The sequence below is a fragment of the Anabaena sp. CCY 9910 genome, assembly GCF_963920875.1.
GTDB classification, from domain to species: Bacteria; Cyanobacteriota; Cyanobacteriia; order Cyanobacteriales; family Nostocaceae; genus Trichormus; species Trichormus variabilis.
In genome coordinates, this window is sequence record NZ_CAWUDJ010000016.1 from 114443 (window position 1) to 130621 (window position 16179).

Consider the following 16179-nt stretch of genomic DNA (forward strand, 5'->3'; position numbering starts at 1 on the left):
TAAGTCCTATTTAAATTATTCCTAAACGATCCAGGGGCCAAAAGCGAAATACTGCCCTACCAATAATATTCTCCTTGGGTAAAAAGCCCCAGTAGCGGGAGTCATTACTGTTGTTGCGGTTGTCTCCCATAACGAAGAACTGGTTATCTGGGACTTTGACTGGTGGAAATGGTTGATTGGGTGGTTCTGCAATGTAGTCTTCTGGTAATGCTTTTCCATTTAAATAGACTTTGCCATTGTTAACGCTGATGATTTCTCCTGGTGTAGCAATCACACGTTTGATAAAGGCTTGATCTTTGGGGTATCCCCGGCGTTGTAGTTCTGCGGGTGGCTGAAAAACGACAATATCCCCAGTTGTTGGTTGTTGAAAATTGTAAGAGACTTTTTCCACTACTAGGCGATCGCCTTCATATAAAGTAGGAACCATTGATTCTGAAGGTATGTAGCGGGGTTCGGCGATGAAAGTGCGAATTAATAGGGCTAAACACAAAGCGATCGCTATCAGCGTTAAATTTTCTTGCCAACCTCGCCATGCTTTCGATGGTGTAGAGGCTTGTTTCGTATCACTTTCCTGAGGATTCATAGAAGTTTTTGGCCAGTTGAATTAGGTAAAACAAATACTTTGATTATTCTATTAGGACTTATGCAGCCAAATTCTTTATTTTAGGAGTGTTTAAGGGTGTCAGGATTATATCCTCACACCCTGATCTTTTTTTACTTTTTCAGAACTAAGTGAAAAGAATTGAGATACCCCGTAATGGTTTTAGCTAAATTCTGCTGCTGTTTTTTAGTAGTTATAGCCATTACTTGATACAAGCGTCCTTCAGCTAAGTAAATTCTACTTCTGGTAATTTTGCCACCAGAATTAATGTATGCAATTTCCTTACCTGGATGACCATTAGAACTGCGAATATTGCGCTGATTCAACAAATTACTTTGGGTAGTCTTCAGCGCCATATCCCGAACGTTATTCAATATTTCTTGGGGGTCTGTTATTTTCCCATAACTATGGGGAAATTCATTGTATACCACTAAATAGGCTACTTCCTGTTTCGGTGGTTGGGCTAAAAATACCTCTAGGTTAATTTCCCCCATGTAAGTTTTTTGGGTTTGAGAATCCTGTTTAGGTATTCCTGGCATTAACACAGAAAAGCGTCCATCTGGGGCAGTAAATAACTTCCATTCTGATGGGACTGGTTGAGCAGGTTTCTTTTGAGACACTGCTGTTTTGGCAGGCACAGAAGCAGGTTTCGGCTGGCGTGCTTCTACAATCATGGAACCGCTAGAAACTAAGGTGGCGGCGATGAATGGTAAGACAAATTTTGGTGTCATGGTTTTAGCATTCGCAGATGCTGATATCACTGATGATGCTAGCTGTTATAACCTAGCAGCACACAAAGCAGCACCTATGAGTCCCACTTGTGGGTTAAGAATGATATGTACGGGTATTTCTTCTAGCAGAGGACGCATTCTGCCTTTTTGGCTGAAATTAAGCAAGAAATTGCTATTTTCAATCAATGGCAAGACTTTAGGCGCAATCCCACCCGCAATGTACAAACCGCCGTATGGTAGGAGTTTGAGGGCAAGATTTCCCGCTTCTGCGCCATAGGCATCAATAAATAATTGTAGGGTTTGTTCCGAAAGGCGATCGCTTCCTTGGACTGCGGCTTTACCAATAGCCGCACCAGGATCAACGGTTTTTTCTGCCTGTCCTGCTTGTTGTTCCCAAGTGCGGACAACTTGGGCAATTTCTGGGGATTCTATAGCAAGTTTGCGGTCGCGTAAAAATTGATAAATGGCGACAACCCCCTGTCCAGAAACCACCCGTTCCACAGAAACACGCTGGATATCATGTTTATCTAGGAGATATTTCAACAACTGAAACTCTAACTCGTTGCGGGGGGCAAAGTCGGCGTGTCCACCTTCCGAGGGGAAAACTTGATATTGGTTTCCCTGTTTAATTAAAAATCCTTGTCCTAATCCAGTGCCAGCACCAATAATAGCAATAGGCGCTTCTGGTTGATGTTTACCAGCTTGTAAGGTGAACAAATCTTGTTTAGTTAGACCAAAAATCCCATAGCCAACAGCAGCAAAATCATTAATTAGGGAAATTAACGGGATACTTAATTCTTGTGCTAGCCGTTCAGTATCCAAAAACCAGACTAAATTGGTCAGCTTGGCAGTATTATTCACCACCGGGCCGGCGATCGCAAAGCAAGCCTTTTCGGGATGACTAGGTATATTAGCCTTGACTAAAAATTGCTGCACCATCGGCACTAAATCGGGAAAATCCCCACTCTGGTAACTTTCCTCATAAATATTGTGCAGTTCCGACGAATTTGATACTTCCACCAATCGCAAAATAGTTTTCGTCCCGCCGATATCTCCTGCTAACAATAAAGTCATAAAAATTATCAGTAAATTTAGTTAGTGGTCAACAGTCAACAGCTTATGCAAATCGGATAACTTCTTCTACCTGAGTCAAATGAGAAGTGTCTCCTTTTAGTTCTAGCAACCAATCCGGGCCATAACGCACAACTTTGACTAAGGAACATAAGGAAGCTTTAACTTCAGTTTTGGCGATTTCTCCTACTAGCCCCATAGCCGCCCCCAACACAGAGGCCCCATGTGCTACCAACAAAATATTATCTGGAAAACATTCAGTTACTAAACATCGGGCTGTTTGTCCCGAACGCGCCCTGACTTCTTCGTGGGTTTCGGGATAGTTGGCTGCAATGCGTGCTGTGTAACCGAGATCAATTCGGGGAAATAATTCTGCTAAGGCTGGAGTTGGTAGTTTTTCTGGTTCTTCAGTCATCCAAGCAGGATTAAGCCATTCACTCAAACCCGTTTCTAGATTTATGGGCAAATCCAAGACCTCTGCTACGGCGTTAGCTGTTTGTACTGTTCGCAGAAAAGGAGAAGCAAAAATATGAGCGATTTTCTCCTCTCGTAAACGTTGAGCAAGCTGTTTAGCTTGTACCATCCCATCATCAGACAAGGGTGGATCATAGCGTCGTTCTGCGGTGAGAAACCAGTCGGGGTTAACAAAGTCGAGGCGGTTGGCGTGTCTTGCGATCCAGACTATTTGACTCATGGGTTTATTTATTCAGGCGAATTTTATTCGCTGCACACAAAAATAGACACCCATCAAGACGGGTGCAAAACCAATATATGACAAATTTTGTAATCTTTTGTAATGAGTCAATAGTCAATGGTCAATAGTCATTAGTCAACAGTCCATAGTTATTCTTCTTTGCTTCCCCTGCTCCTCCCCACTCAGCACTGAGATCATGTGAAGTGATATTACAAACCTTGGAAAAATATTGAGAAATTGTCTGCCTGTCAAACATGGTTTTAACGTAGAACCTATAGGAGAGACTTGAGGCAGAAATAAATGAGCAAAAATAATAATCAAAAATATCGTTTTATCTGTACTTTGACCTTTGGTGATATCTACGGTCAAATAATTGTCTGGTTAATTACTGTTACCCTCAGTTTGGCATCAGCTTTAGCACTAATGGGCGCGAGAAGACCAGTGTATGCTTTAGCAACCGTAGGTCTGGTCGTGCTTTTATCTTTACCTTTCTTGTTGTTTGCTTTTGTAACAACATTATTAAATCATATTGAAGTTATGGCGGTAGAACCAGGAACAAAGACCGAACCTATTCCTGGTAATGTTTCCCAACAACAACCTGTACAAGCCACAAGTTGATATTATTAGCTAATGTTGAATTTTGAATTTTGTAAGTTCCCTGTCTACTGGCAGGGAATTTTTTTGTAAAAATGCAAAACTGCTGAGTGAATCACCTCTCTACAATAGAACAGCAGTCTTTTGCAGTCGATGGTTAATATGCTAGAGCATGATGTGATTATTGTCGGGGGTGGGCTGGCGGGATGTCGGGCGGCTGTGGAAATTGCCCGTACTGACCCTAGTTTAAATGTGGCGGTGGTTGCCAAAACTCACCCTATTCGTTCTCACTCGGTGGCAGCTCAAGGTGGTATGGCTGCATCACTGAAAAATGTAGATTCTACTGATACTTGGGAAGCTCACGCTTTTGATACTGTCAAAGGTTCTGATTATTTAGCAGACCAAGATGCTGTGGCAATTCTGACTCAGGAAGCCCCAGATGTAGTGATAGACCTGGAACATATGGGGGTTTTGTTCTCACGTCTCCCTGATGGCCGCATTGCTCAACGGGCTTTTGGTGGACATTCCCACGATCGCACCTGTTACGCAGCTGATAAAACTGGTCACGCCATTCTACACGAGTTGGTAAATAATTTGCGGCGTTATGGTGTGCAGATTTACCAAGAGTGGTACGTGATGCGCCTGATTTTGGAAGAAAATGAGGCAAAGGGTTTAGTCATGTACAGCCTGTTAGACGGGCATATTGAGGTTGTCCGGGCTAAGGCGGTGATGTTTGCCACCGGGGGTTATGGTCGCGTTTATAACACTACTTCTAACGATTATGCCTCTACTGGTGATGGCTTGGCGATGAGTGCGATCGCTGGGTTACCTCTGGAAGACATGGAGTTTGTCCAATTCCATCCCACGGGTTTGTATCCAGTTGGTGTCTTGATTTCCGAGGCTGTGCGGGGAGAAGGGGCGTATTTGATTAATAGTGAAGGCGATCGCTTTATGGCGACCTATGCACCCAGTCGTATGGAACTAGCACCCCGCGATATTACCTCACGGGCGATCGCTTATGAAATTCGGGCTGGACGTGGTGTCAATTTGGATGGTAGCCCTGGCGGCCCCTTTGTCTATCTGGATTTGCGTCACATGGGCAAGGAAAAAATTATGAGTCGCGTTCCCTTCTGTTGGGAAGAAGCCCATCGCTTAGTCGGTGTGGATGCAGTCACTCAGCCTATGCCAGTCCGTCCGACAATTCACTATTGTATGGGTGGTATTCCTGTAAACACTGATGGTAGAGTCCGCAGTAGTGGCGATGGCTTAGTTGAAGGGTTTTTTGCGGCTGGTGAAACATCTTGTGTATCTGTCCACGGGGCAAATCGTCTCGGTAGTAATTCTTTATTAGAATGTGTAGTCTATGGTAAACGAACTGGGGCGGCGATCGCTCAATATGTACAGAACCGTAAATTACCTGCCATAGATGAACAACGTTACGTCAAACAAGCCCAGCAAGAAATCCAAGCCCTACTGGAACAGCCAGGAGGGTACCGAATCAATCAAGTCCGTCAAGCTTTTCAAGACGCAATGACAGATTACTGTGGCGTTTTCCGCACTCAAGAGTTAATGAGTCAAGGTTGGCAAAAAATCACAGAAATACAACAAAAATATAGTCAAATATACTTAGATGATAAAGGCTGTTGTTGGAATACTGAACTAGTAGAAGCTTTAGAGTTGCGGAGTTTAATGATAGTCGGACAGATGATTTTAGCCTCAGCTTTAAATCGTCAAGAAAGTCGTGGAGCACACTTCCGCGAAGATTACCCACAGCGAGATGATACCAAGTTACTGCAACACACAATGGCTTACTATTCACCTGCGGGGATTGACATTCAATATCGCCCAGTGACAATTACCATGTTTCAGCCACAGGAGCGGAAGTATTAGATACATCTAGTAAATTGAGACGAGAAACGCAAAACTAATACGCTTCTCGTCCCACCCAATAAGCTTAATTTTCTAAGTATCTTTATGGATACATAGCAATAAAAAAACAAAAATTTATAAACTCGTGATGTATGATACTGGAAACAAATGCTTAAACAGTAAGTATTCAAGTTCCTATCATCATTATTCATCACATAACTATCATGTTTAAACTTAGCTCAGAGTTAAAGCATCTTAGTAAGATTACGCTTATAGGATACAGTCTGATATTTTTAGCGATCGCCGTAGGTTTTATCACCAGAATTATTGCCGTTTTTCAATATGTTTCATTTGATATCGGTCAAGATTCTGATCAAGTTAGAGATGCCTTTGCCGTTATTAATATGTGGAAAGGAGAATGGCCGACCCTGGGACCTCAAGTCACTACTGTAGGTAGACATCATATCCTACCTCTTTATTATTATCTGTTCTTTCCATTTACGATTTTAGGAGCAGATCCAGTTTTTCAAGCATTACCGAACGCTTTATTTTCTTTTTTATCTATTCCTCTATTAATTTATTTAGTTTATCAATTACTAGAAAATCTTCAAACACAAACGAGAATTTTCTTGAGTGGTTTAGCAGGCTTTTGGTATAGCACTCTTTATGGAGAAATATTTATCAGTAATTTTCAATGGAATCCTAGCTCAATTCCCTTTTTTTTACTGGCTTTTACATTGCTGTATTATTGGCAAATGGAGGAAAAATTTTCTTTTTTAGTCCAGACTACACTGTGGGCTGGGTATGGATTAATTTTAGCAATATTAATTAGTTTACATTCTTCAACACTATTCATTATGCCAATAGTGTTTACCATTAGTTGCTTAATTTTTATATATAAAATTACGAAAAGAAAGCGTTACTCATTAATAAGCCTACCTATCATCAGCATTCTGTCGGCTATCCTCGCTTTATTTCCATATTGGGTCGGTGAATTTGGTCGTGGTTTTCGCAATACTAAAATTATTCTAAAAACTGTTATTGGGGCTAAATCATCATCAGATAATTCCGCGTTAATGAGTTTGGTTAAAAGACTGAGCAATATATTTATAAATTATTATAAATTATTACAAGAAGCCTATCTCTGGAATCCGTCATGGATTTATTTAGCCATATCTGTTGTTTTTTTATCTCTAGTTACATACTTAGGAATTACAAAATTTAAGGGAAACAAATATATTTGGTTGATTTGGTGTTCCACATGGGCTATTTATCTTTATGCTGCTTCAAATCTCGATTCAGAGATAACTGTTTTTCACTACAAGATACTTATTTTATTTGCGCCTATTGTTTTAACAATTACATCTCTTGCATATATTGATTTTTCTAGCCGTGTAAAACGGATTTTTTATATATGTACTGGCATCATTATTTTCATATCGTGCTTTACTAATTTATTTTATGATTATCAGTTTATGCTAAGTAAATATGGTAATAATCGGGTAATAAACACAGCAGATATAACCCAAATAATCAATCAGTTACCATCTCGTGCAGTTCTTTGCGACCCTAGAGTTAAAAACAGAAGAAAAGTTAATAACCAGTACAATTACATTGATACTAATATCACGCGGAAGAATATTGAAGTTGTAAATATTTGTACATCTGGTAATTATGTCATTCATCCCAAAAGATTACTTCTTATAGACGGTACTTTCGTGAATGATACAAATTATGAAAAACCATACTACGTAAAATTTACACCATCAGATTTGCAGAAACTATGGCCAATCTTTAAAATTTCTGATAATGGGATGATTACCAGACCATCACAGCTTTTTTTAGAAACAGATACAGCCAGAGTTTATCTTTTAAATTAAATCAACGGTTGACGGTTGACAGACTAATCTATCTGGCTACGGCTATATCTATCCAGAAATAAAAAGTTTGTTAGGCAATTTGAACTAAAAATTAACGTGAGTCTCCAACAAGGGCGCACGTTAATTTTATTTATGAGATTTATAGGGAAAGGCAAAGGGCAAAGAACCTCATTCAACAGGCACGAAAATGTTGTTTTGTCTGCACTAAATGTAAAAGTTCTTGAGGTGTGAGGCTGCGTTTTTTTTCTACTGATTCTTGTCTAACTGCATCTAAGACAGATTGGGTTTCTTCGTGATTGAGAATAATGTCGTGTTGCTGCAAAATACTAGACAGTAAATGTCTACCAGAATGTTTACCCACAACTAAACGGCGCTCTCTCCCTACTTCTTCTGGTGCAAACGGTTCGTAGGTTTGGGGATTTTGCAGTACACCATGAGCATGAATTCCGGACTCGTGAGCAAAAGTATTTTCACCAACAATTGCTTTCCAAGGTGGTACAGGATGACCTGATGCTGATACTACGAGTTGAGATATTTCCAGTAAACGCCGCGTATCAATTCCTAAATCATGGTGATACAAGTGCTTGAGAGCCATAACCACTTCTTCTAAAGCAGCATTCCCAGCTCGTTCACCTAATCCATTTACAGTAGTATTTACCGATAAAGCGCCTGCTTTGATACCTGCGAGGGCGTTGGCTGTTGCCAAACCGAAATCATTGTGAGTGTGCATTTCTACAGGTATTGTCAAAGATGCCACCAATTGTTTTACCTTGGCGTGGGTAGTAAATGGGTCAAGAATACCTACTGTGTCACAAAAGCGAAATCGTGACGCACCCCATTCTTGAGCAGCCAGTACTACATCAAGGAGGAAGCTTTCTTCGGCTCTTGACGAGTCTTCACCACCTATAGATACAAATAAACCTTGGTCAACAGCAAAGCTAATACTGTCGTGGAGTTTTTGTAAAACTACTTGCCATTGTCCGTGAAATTTGGCGGCGATTTGGATTGCAGAAACGGGAATAGAGATATGTACTCGCTGTAAACCACAAGCGATGGAAGCCTGAATATCAGAAATCACAGCGCGGTTCCAGCCAAGTAGATTTGCTGACAAATTCAACTTCACAATATTAGCGATCGCCTCTTGTTCTGCTTTACCCATTGCGGGTATTCCCACTTCAATTTCATCCACACCGATCGCATCCAGAAATTTGGCGATCGCGATTTTTTCCTCTACGCTAAAAGCAACACCCGCCGCTTGCTCTCCATCGCGTAGTGTAGTGTCATTAATTAGAACTTTATTCATTTGCATAGTGTCTCCGAGGAAACAAAGGTAGATTCTTCGCCTACGTCTGGATAGTACCGTTTCTTGATGAAGATGCACTTTATTCTGTACTGTAGAGACGTTACATACAACGTCTCTACATTATTTGGCGCAAATTCTGGAGAATTGGTATAAGTGCCAAGGTAATCTGACAAAGGATACTCTAAAAGTAAAAGAATTGCTAACCTACATTCAGCAAAAATTTTCAGTACTGCGACAAAACACTCAATTGTTTAAGCCACAGCATTTAGTACTACAAATTAGTCAATACTTGATACAAGCTCTGATTTTTGTGAATAGATGTATGTCTTAACATATCACTCCAATTCATTTATGCACACGGTGGACATAATCATTTGATTGGTGATTTTTGCTAGCTGATGAAAATCACTGTATCTTTGCGTCTCTGTGTGATACGAATTAATAAAATTAACTATTCAAATACATACTTTTCTGCTACTTTCCAATAGCGAGAGAATCGCTTTAAATCTATGTAACCGTCGTAGTCAAAAAATGGTTCTACTTCCCAAACCTCTAATTTTAAAGAACGCTCTATTTCATCACAGATATTATCGAATCTGGGGCTGGGACTATTGGCTGTTGCCACTAAATCAGCATGATGTTCTTTGGCAAAACCGATAATTTCTTGTGCCACATTACCACGGCGAATTTCCACAGGTAACTCTAGCAAGCATTCATAAATAAAAGTGATGCGTTTTAGGCTTAATTGCCATTCTTCTATTAAAGCATCGTCCCAAACCCAAATAGCCGGGGCATCCGGGTATTCTTGTAAGGCTGGGTTGAGGGGACTGAGACAATCACCATGTATCCACACAATTGGTTTATTCATATTAGAAATGGCGAGGATAAATTAGGAAATGGGCAAATGAATAAATGACTAATTATCAATAACTACTTTTTCTTCCCACGTTGCCAACTTTGACTGTTGGGTTGTCTGGTAAATTGTCCTTTGGGAAAAAGTTGCTGTTCTAATTCTTCGTAGCTACCTTCAAAATTGCAACGACCATATAAAGGACATTTTTGACAATAAATACTTTTGGTATAGCGTTCTAGGTTCTCGCGGTTGAAAAAATATGGTTTTTGACTAAAGGTGCTGGCTACCCATTGCCAGGACATATTATTACTAGCAGGATCACCATCTAAGAGGTGTTCTAGGAACCATTTGGCTCCCTCTTGCCAGCGAATACGCCGCCAATGGACAATGTAGGCAGCTAGCCACATTCTCATATGGTTGTGTAAGTAGCCAGTTTCCCGTAATTCGCGGCTGAAGCTGTCGATACAAACTAATCCTGTTTTGCCTTCTTTGATATCCGTGGCTAGATCAGATGCGTATTCTGCGGGAGTGTAACCTGTCTTATATTCTTCCTGGTCTTCCCAGATACCATTGCCTAGCTTGACATACAATCGCTGCCAATAATCGCGCCAACCTAATTCATTAATGAGTTTTGTAGCATCATCAGGGTGTTTGACGTTATCTAATACATAATCTCGTATTTCTCTCAGGCTCAAAACTCCATAGCGGATGTAGGGTGAGAGTCTGGTTACATCCCCAGTCAAAAAGTTACGTGTTTTTGCGTAGGTAGCAGGGTTAACTTTTTGTAGAGCTTTTTGGGCGGCTTGCCTTCCACCCTTGATATCACCAACATTATCACTTCTTTCTGCGGCTTGGGGAAATTGTTCACGCAGGTAAGCTATTAATTCGTCTCGACTAGCAAATTTACGTAACATAAGCTGATTTAATATACATTAATACAGGTGGCAATATATAGCTAACGGGTTAGATAGTTCCTATACCCTTGTCCAAACCCTTGATTTTTCGTTTTCATAGCCATTCAGATATACCAGATAGCCTCCCAGAATTTTTAATCACTGCATAAAAAGTTGCGAACGGATCTAGTGAGTAAGTGAAGACGTTAATTACAAAAACTTACTGACGGAGTGAATCGATATGCAGGTCTCTACTAAATCTTTGACATTGGCAACTTTGGTAACAACAACTATTATTAGCAGCATCTCATTTTTGAGTATTAACAATCAAGTTTCGGCAAACGTTCCCATATTAAAACAAGGTAATCATCAAATTAATAAGGTGTTTAGTCCTGCACCTTCTATTGTAGGCAATTGGAAAGGATCAATAGGTAGCAAGGGTGATGATGTTAGAACAGTTGTAGAAATAGATGTTTCATCTCAACCTGGAGCTATTAAACAAGGAAGTTGGAAATTTTGGGGTTCTGATGTTAAGACCAACAAAGATATAGTTTTACAAAGTGGTACATTAGTCGCCACAGTTAACAATAATAATACGGTCACTTTATTATTCAAACAGGATGGCAAAAAATTCCTCACATTTAATACTCAGTTGAAAAATGTGAAACAGCTATCTGGTGAGTTAGTTGACAAAACTAATATTCAAATCTATTTGGAGAAAAATAAATAGGTATTGTGGATTTATGCAATGAGTCTCTTTGCTTTGACAGGGTATAAGGATGTGATGGTTTTCAAAACTTACATCCTCATACCCTTTATTTTTGGATGTAAATATTCTGTAAAGAAATCGAGGATATGTACATCCTAGAGTGAACTATGAGAATGTTGGCTAGGGTGTGTTTTTTCTGACAACTTATTTATAATTGCTATATTATCAATTTATTACATTTTCTTAATATTCAATAGTTATTGCCAGCCAACTCAATCAAGAGGGGAATGATGAGGAATCGCCGCGTTGTTATTGTTGGTGCTGGATTTGGTGGTTTACAAGCTGCCCAATCTTTAGCTAATTCTGGTGCAGATGTATTACTAATCGATCGCCATAATTATCACACTTTTGTCCCATTACTTTATCAGGTAGCCACCGGGCAGATAGAACCAGAATACATTGCTTACCCCATCCGGACAATTTTGCGGCGTTTCTCTTTTAACTATAGAAGGCAACATCAAAAGCCTCAAGTTCAGTTTCTCATGGCTGAGGTTGAGCAGATTGATTTTTCTGGGCAGATTGTCAAAACAGCTAAGGGTGCAATTGATTATGATTTTTTGGTGCTGGCGACTGGTAGTCGGACTCAGTTTTGGGGAGTTAGCGGTGCTGAAGAATACGCTTTTCCTATGAGAAGTTTAGAAGAAGCTGTTGCCTTACGCAATCATATTTTTTCCTGTTTTGAACAAGCTATTCAAGAATCTGATGCAGCAAAACGGCGACAATTACTAACTTTTACCATTGTGGGTGGTGGTGCAACTGGGGTGGAGACGGCGGGTGCTTTGGTAGAGATGCTAAGAGGCTGCTTGCGTCGGGATTATCCCACCATAGGTTTTGGGGAAGTGAAAATAATTCTAGTGCAATCGGGCGATCGCTTATTAGTCGAATTCCCAAAAAAATTAGGAAACTACACTCACAAAAAACTGCATCAGCTAGGAGTTGAAGTTTATCTGCAAACGAGAGTCAGCCAACTTACACAAGGATTTGTCCACCTAGACAACGAGGAAATTATTCCCTCCGCCAGCGTGATTTGGACTGCGGGTTTAGAAGCCAACCTCCCTGGAGTCTCCGAGGAGTTACCTGTGGCGCATAAGGGCAAAATTGTAGTTCATCCTACTTTACAAGTGTTGGAACATCCCAACGTATATGCAATTGGGGATTTGGCTTATGTGGAAAAAAACGGTAAGTTATTATCTGGGGTTGCACCGGAGGCGCTTCAGCAAGGTGTGGCGGTAGCACGCAATATTCAGCAGCAAATACGAGGAAAATCACCAAAGCCTTTTAACTATTTCAATAAAGGTAGATTGGCAATTATTGGCTGTTATTCGGGTGTGGGGAAAATTGGTGCGTTTGCGTTTACAGGTTTCTTGGCTTGGTTGATGTGGCTAGGAGTTCATCTAGTCTATCTTCCCGGCTACCGCAGCCGTTTGCTAGTGTTACTCACTTGGCTACATACTTATTTTGGGAGCGATCGCCACGTTCGTATAATTTTATCTAGTAAGACCATGAGTGTGCAGCATCGTCTAGCAGATTTGCCTTACCTCCAAGAATCTCGTTAATACCAATCTCTGCAATAGCATTTAAACGCCTACGGTATACACCCATCTGTATACTGGGATAAAAGGTGGCTTTGTGGCTCATCAATCAAGAAAATACACACATAGAAAGAGACATTAAAGACTCAGATGATATTTCATGGACTTGTATTCAAGCATTTTCAGGTGTTTCTGTATTGTAGAAGCTCAAGTCAACAGTTATATGACTAGCACAGTAATTATCACAGGCGCATCTCAAGGTATTGGCAAAGCCACAGCATTATTATTTGCCCGTCACAATTATAATGTTGTGCTGGCAGCTCGCCAACCTGATCGTTTAGAAGCGATCGCCACCGAGATACGGGAACTGGGACAAGAAGCGATCGCCATTTCTACCGATGTCAAAGATGCTACACAAGTTAATAACATGATGCAAAAGGCGATCGCTCATTTTGGTCAGGTAGATGTATTAATTAATAATGCAGGTATCTTTTGCTTGGGTTCTGTAGAAAATTTCAGCTTAGAAGATTGGCATCAAATTATTGACACTAATTTGTGGGGTTATATTCATACCATTCATGCCATATTGCCCTATTTTCTCCAGCGTGGCGCAGGAACTATTGTAAATGTCAGTTCTATTGGTGGTTTAGAACCTATTCCTTACCATGTGCCTTACACAGCCAGCAAATACGCCATAACAGGGTTAACAAAATCCCTACACGCAGAATTATCACCTAAAAACATTCACGTTAGCGGCATTTATCCCAGCTTCATCAGCACCCAACTTATGGAACGAGCAATTTTTCGTGGTAAAGATGAGGAAATGGCTCAGGCGCGGACTGAATTGGTAGGTAAGGCGATTCAAATGCCTGTGTTAGAAAAACCGGAAGATGTAGCCAAAGCAATTTGGAGTGCAGTCAAAAACAAGCGTTCTGATGTCGTCGTAGGTTCAGCTAACTTTTGGAAGGCGGCTTATCAATTGACTCCTAGTTTGATACAGTCTCTTGTCCGGCGCGTCTTTGGCATGGAAGAACGCAAATAAGTTGATGCTCATCATGCCTGGTTGTTATTTTGGTGTGGACAAGATAATAATAAATTGTAATACCTAGCTAGCGATCGCCACTTGCTTTTTCCGCGTGGGACACTTGGGTCTGATTTATTCTTCAGTCCCACTGTTTGAGCTTGATCACTATCTGAGCCATATTCCATACACTCCTGATCATAGTTAACACAGCATTGTGAAATTATTACATACATTTTTCATGTAAGTGCAATCATTTGCATAACAATGAAATATGATTTATTTTGCAGTTACTTTAGCTCAAGCTAACCAATTTTAGGAATTGTCCACATGAATCCAGTCTTCAACCAGCTACAAATCAATGGATATCGGGGTTTGAAGACGGTAGAACTGTCTCAATTAGGTCAAGTTAACATTTTAGTTGGTGACAATAATTCAGGAAAGACAAGTATTCTTGAAGCCATCTCAATTTTATGTAATCCTCTTGATCCATTTCAGTGGCTGGAAGTTTCACAAAGAAGAGTATATCTTGGTAGAATGTTAGCTACTCCTCGACCTGACATCAACGCATTAAAATGGATTTTTCCACAAAATACGACTTTTTCTCATGACAAAGATTACGAACAAGAAATATGTATCAAGACAAACGGAGATACTTCTATAATTGAAATTAAAGCCCAACTGGAAGAAATTTATGGTAGCGGAACAGAAACCTCTAATAGTGAACAAATAAATGAAGATATTGTTTCTTCTGAAACTGAATCTGTACGCTCAGGTTTAGAATTACAAGTTGTAGTATATCCAAAAACAGGGCAAACAAATTTATTTAATTCTCAAGTAGGACAGAGAGAGATATTTCAATTCTGGGAAAATGAGCGATTTATTTGGCGGAGAAGGAATAAACCTTTTGTAAATAATGCAACTGTATCCCCTGCATATTCTTCATCCCAACCTATTTTAGAACGTCTAACACAAATAATTCTAGAAAATCAAGGTGGGAAAGAAGAAGTATTAGAGATAATTCAATGGTTTGATAGTAATATCATAGATATTGAAATATTATCTCAATCTACAAATAGAGCAACCCTTTATATAAAGCATCAACAATTAGGTCTTGCTCCTTTATATACATTTGGTGATGGTCTTAAGCGAACTTTAATTATTGCTCTGACTCTTTTTTCTACTAAAAATGGTGTGTTATTAATCGACGAAATTGAAACATCTATTCATGTTTCAGCTCTCACTAGAGTTTTTTCGTGGCTCATTGAAGCTTGTTGTAGAAGAAACGTACAGCTTTTTGCCACAACTCATAGCCTAGAAGCTGTTGATGCTATGTTAAAAACAGATGTGAGTACTGATAATATTGTAGCTTTTCGATTAAATAGCCAAGGAAAACCACCACAAAGATTTTCTGGAAATCTTTTGCATAGACTACGTTCAGAGAGGGGGCTGGACATTAGAGGTAGTCATGGTTAAATATTCTTATATAGTGGCAGAAGGCCCACAAGATATTGAATTTTTAATTTGTTTGTTGAAACTTTCTGGTTTACGTCGCGTAACTAAATTGTCAGCACTAGACTCATTTTGGGAACCGCTTGTACCAAAAACGTTTCCTATCGATGATGATTTAATGAAACGTGTACCCGTTCCAACTTTTTTGAAGAATGATCAATTATCCATTGCTTTACATAGTGCTATCGGCATTACACGTTTAGCCAATACAGTAGAAGAGAGTCTAGCATTAATTCCATCTTCGGAAATTTTTGGTATAGCTTTTGTCTTAGATGCTGATAGTAGTGAAACACCTCTTGAAAGATTTACGGCATTGATTAATAAAATCAGACCTCTTCGATTACCTTTGCCTTCAAAACTAGGTGAAGTTGCAAATAGTTCTCCACGATTTGGTATATTTATTATGCCTAATAATCGTATTCCAGGAACATTAGAAGATATTCTTCTTGAATGTGCTAACTTAAACTATCCAGACTTACTCCAGTTGGCAAGCAATTATGTCTCCAGCATTAATACAGATCAATTAACTGAAAAGGATTTACATGAATTGAACAAGTTAGCAGGTAAAAATAAAGCAGTAATATCAAGTATCACCAGTATCCTTAAACCAGGCAGAACTTTACAAGTCTCGTTGCAAGATAATCGTTGGCTAAATGAACAAACATTAAATTTAGAAAGCATAAATCTAATGAAAAAATTCTTGGAGCAAATTACAGGAGTTGCCTGACTCATAGAACTCTACAAACCAAATATAGGAATCCGGTTTGATTATTGTTGACGTAGCCTACGCTTGTCCATACAAACTGAAGGGGTGACAAAGAAGCTACAAAGCAGACTGGATAAGAGACATAGCACG

The 16179-nt window shown here is 39.7% G+C and carries 15 protein-coding genes; 8 read left to right on the forward strand and 7 right to left on the reverse strand.

Translation table 11 applies throughout. The annotated features are described in order from the left end of the window. Positions 1–10: 10 nt before the first annotated feature. From lepB to ACM5QX_RS14305, 4 genes are all read right to left on the reverse strand, one after another. On the reverse strand, positions 11–583 hold the full coding sequence (gene lepB, locus ACM5QX_RS14290; RefSeq protein WP_011317785.1) for a signal peptidase I: 573 nt from the start codon (positions 581–583) through the stop codon (positions 11–13). Positions 584–714: 131 nt separating this feature from the next. Continuing rightward, entirely contained in the window at positions 715–1332 is a 618-nt protein-coding gene (locus ACM5QX_RS14295; protein WP_414754118.1) for a hypothetical protein, read from the reverse strand. A 45-nt stretch (positions 1333–1377) separates the two neighbouring features. After that, positions 1378–2406, reverse strand: a complete 1029-nt coding sequence (locus ACM5QX_RS14300; RefSeq protein ID WP_414754119.1) for a glucokinase — start codon at positions 2404–2406, stop codon at positions 1378–1380. 43 nt (positions 2407–2449) lie between these two features. Then, a complete protein-coding gene (locus tag ACM5QX_RS14305; RefSeq protein ID WP_414754120.1) occupies positions 2450–3097 on the reverse strand; it encodes a histidine phosphatase family protein in 648 nt (215 codons plus the stop codon). Between the two features lie 300 nt (positions 3098–3397). Between ACM5QX_RS14305 and ACM5QX_RS14310 the strand changes: the two genes are divergently transcribed. The 3 genes from ACM5QX_RS14310 to ACM5QX_RS14320 all read left to right on the forward strand — a co-directional run bounded on the left by ACM5QX_RS14310 (position 3398) and on the right by ACM5QX_RS14320 (position 7440). Continuing rightward, entirely contained in the window at positions 3398–3715 is a 318-nt protein-coding gene (locus ACM5QX_RS14310) for a hypothetical protein (protein ID WP_011317789.1), read from the forward strand. 138 nt (positions 3716–3853) lie between these two features. Further along, a complete protein-coding gene (locus ACM5QX_RS14315) occupies positions 3854–5581 on the forward strand; it encodes a succinate dehydrogenase/fumarate reductase flavoprotein subunit (RefSeq protein ID WP_414754137.1) in 1728 nt (575 codons plus the stop codon). 203 nt (positions 5582–5784) lie between these two features. After that, the gene (locus tag ACM5QX_RS14320; RefSeq protein WP_414754122.1) at positions 5785–7440 is read left to right on the forward strand and encodes a hypothetical protein; all 1656 of its coding nucleotides are present in this window, start codon (positions 5785–5787) and stop codon (positions 7438–7440) included. Positions 7441–7612: 172 nt separating this feature from the next. On the opposite strand, the gene nifV is transcribed toward ACM5QX_RS14320, so the two are convergent. The 3 genes from nifV to ACM5QX_RS14335 form a co-directional block, all read right to left on the reverse strand. Then, entirely contained in the window at positions 7613–8743 is a 1131-nt protein-coding gene (gene nifV / locus ACM5QX_RS14325) for a homocitrate synthase (RefSeq protein WP_414754123.1), read from the reverse strand. Positions 8744–9194: 451 nt separating this feature from the next. Continuing rightward, complete coding sequence (locus tag ACM5QX_RS14330; protein ID WP_011317793.1) at positions 9195–9611, reverse strand: DNA polymerase; 417 nt, start codon at positions 9609–9611, stop codon at positions 9195–9197. A gap of 62 nt (positions 9612–9673) precedes the next feature. Then, positions 9674–10510, reverse strand: a complete 837-nt coding sequence (locus tag ACM5QX_RS14335; RefSeq protein ID WP_414754124.1) for an FAD-binding domain-containing protein — start codon at positions 10508–10510, stop codon at positions 9674–9676. A 220-nt stretch (positions 10511–10730) separates the two neighbouring features. Here ACM5QX_RS14335 and ACM5QX_RS14340 point away from each other — a divergent pair, with 220 nt between their 5' ends. The 5 genes from ACM5QX_RS14340 (at position 10731) to ACM5QX_RS14360 (ending at position 16050) form a co-directional block, all read left to right on the forward strand. Beyond that, positions 10731–11219, forward strand: a complete 489-nt coding sequence (locus ACM5QX_RS14340) for a hypothetical protein (RefSeq protein WP_414754125.1) — start codon at positions 10731–10733, stop codon at positions 11217–11219. A gap of 266 nt (positions 11220–11485) precedes the next feature. Continuing rightward, entirely contained in the window at positions 11486–12814 is a 1329-nt protein-coding gene (locus tag ACM5QX_RS14345; protein ID WP_414754126.1) for an NAD(P)/FAD-dependent oxidoreductase, read from the forward strand. A 199-nt stretch (positions 12815–13013) separates the two neighbouring features. Then, positions 13014–13832 carry an SDR family NAD(P)-dependent oxidoreductase gene (locus ACM5QX_RS14350; protein WP_414754127.1) on the forward strand — a complete coding sequence of 273 codons (819 nt, stop codon included), beginning with the start codon at positions 13014–13016 and terminating at the stop codon, positions 13830–13832. Between the two features lie 309 nt (positions 13833–14141). After that, positions 14142–15287, forward strand: a complete 1146-nt coding sequence (locus tag ACM5QX_RS14355) for an AAA family ATPase (RefSeq protein WP_414754128.1) — start codon at positions 14142–14144, stop codon at positions 15285–15287. Further along, positions 15280–16050, forward strand: coding sequence for a DUF3226 domain-containing protein (locus tag ACM5QX_RS14360; RefSeq protein ID WP_414754129.1), 771 nt, complete (start codon positions 15280–15282; stop codon positions 16048–16050). The genes ACM5QX_RS14355 and ACM5QX_RS14360 overlap by 8 nt, the downstream gene beginning before the upstream one ends. Positions 16051–16179: the final 129 nt, after the last annotated feature.

Bases quoted from the DNA above. Each gene is read 5' to 3' on its own strand.
- lepB (WP_011317785.1), bottom strand. From the start codon at position 583: ATGAATCCTCAGGAAAGTGATACGAAACAAGCCTCTACACCATCGAAA.
- ACM5QX_RS14295 (WP_414754118.1), bottom strand. From the start codon at position 1,332: ATGACACCAAAATTTGTCTTACCATTCATCGCCGCCACCTTAGTTTCT.
- ACM5QX_RS14300 (WP_414754119.1), bottom strand. From the start codon at position 2,406: ATGACTTTATTGTTAGCAGGAGATATCGGCGGGACGAAAACTATTTTG.
- ACM5QX_RS14305 (WP_414754120.1), bottom strand. From the start codon at position 3,097: ATGAGTCAAATAGTCTGGATCGCAAGACACGCCAACCGCCTCGACTTT.
- ACM5QX_RS14310 (WP_011317789.1), top strand. From the start codon at position 3,398: ATGAGCAAAAATAATAATCAAAAATATCGTTTTATCTGTACTTTGACC.
- ACM5QX_RS14315 (WP_414754137.1), top strand. From the start codon at position 3,854: ATGCTAGAGCATGATGTGATTATTGTCGGGGGTGGGCTGGCGGGATGT.
- ACM5QX_RS14320 (WP_414754122.1), top strand. From the start codon at position 5,785: ATGTTTAAACTTAGCTCAGAGTTAAAGCATCTTAGTAAGATTACGCTT.
- nifV (WP_414754123.1), bottom strand. From the start codon at position 8,743: ATGAATAAAGTTCTAATTAATGACACTACACTACGCGATGGAGAGCAA.
- ACM5QX_RS14330 (WP_011317793.1), bottom strand. From the start codon at position 9,611: ATGAATAAACCAATTGTGTGGATACATGGTGATTGTCTCAGTCCCCTC.
- ACM5QX_RS14335 (WP_414754124.1), bottom strand. From the start codon at position 10,510: ATGTTACGTAAATTTGCTAGTCGAGACGAATTAATAGCTTACCTGCGT.
- ACM5QX_RS14340 (WP_414754125.1), top strand. From the start codon at position 10,731: ATGCAGGTCTCTACTAAATCTTTGACATTGGCAACTTTGGTAACAACA.
- ACM5QX_RS14345 (WP_414754126.1), top strand. From the start codon at position 11,486: ATGATGAGGAATCGCCGCGTTGTTATTGTTGGTGCTGGATTTGGTGGT.
- ACM5QX_RS14350 (WP_414754127.1), top strand. From the start codon at position 13,014: ATGACTAGCACAGTAATTATCACAGGCGCATCTCAAGGTATTGGCAAA.
- ACM5QX_RS14355 (WP_414754128.1), top strand. From the start codon at position 14,142: ATGAATCCAGTCTTCAACCAGCTACAAATCAATGGATATCGGGGTTTG.
- ACM5QX_RS14360 (WP_414754129.1), top strand. From the start codon at position 15,280: ATGGTTAAATATTCTTATATAGTGGCAGAAGGCCCACAAGATATTGAA.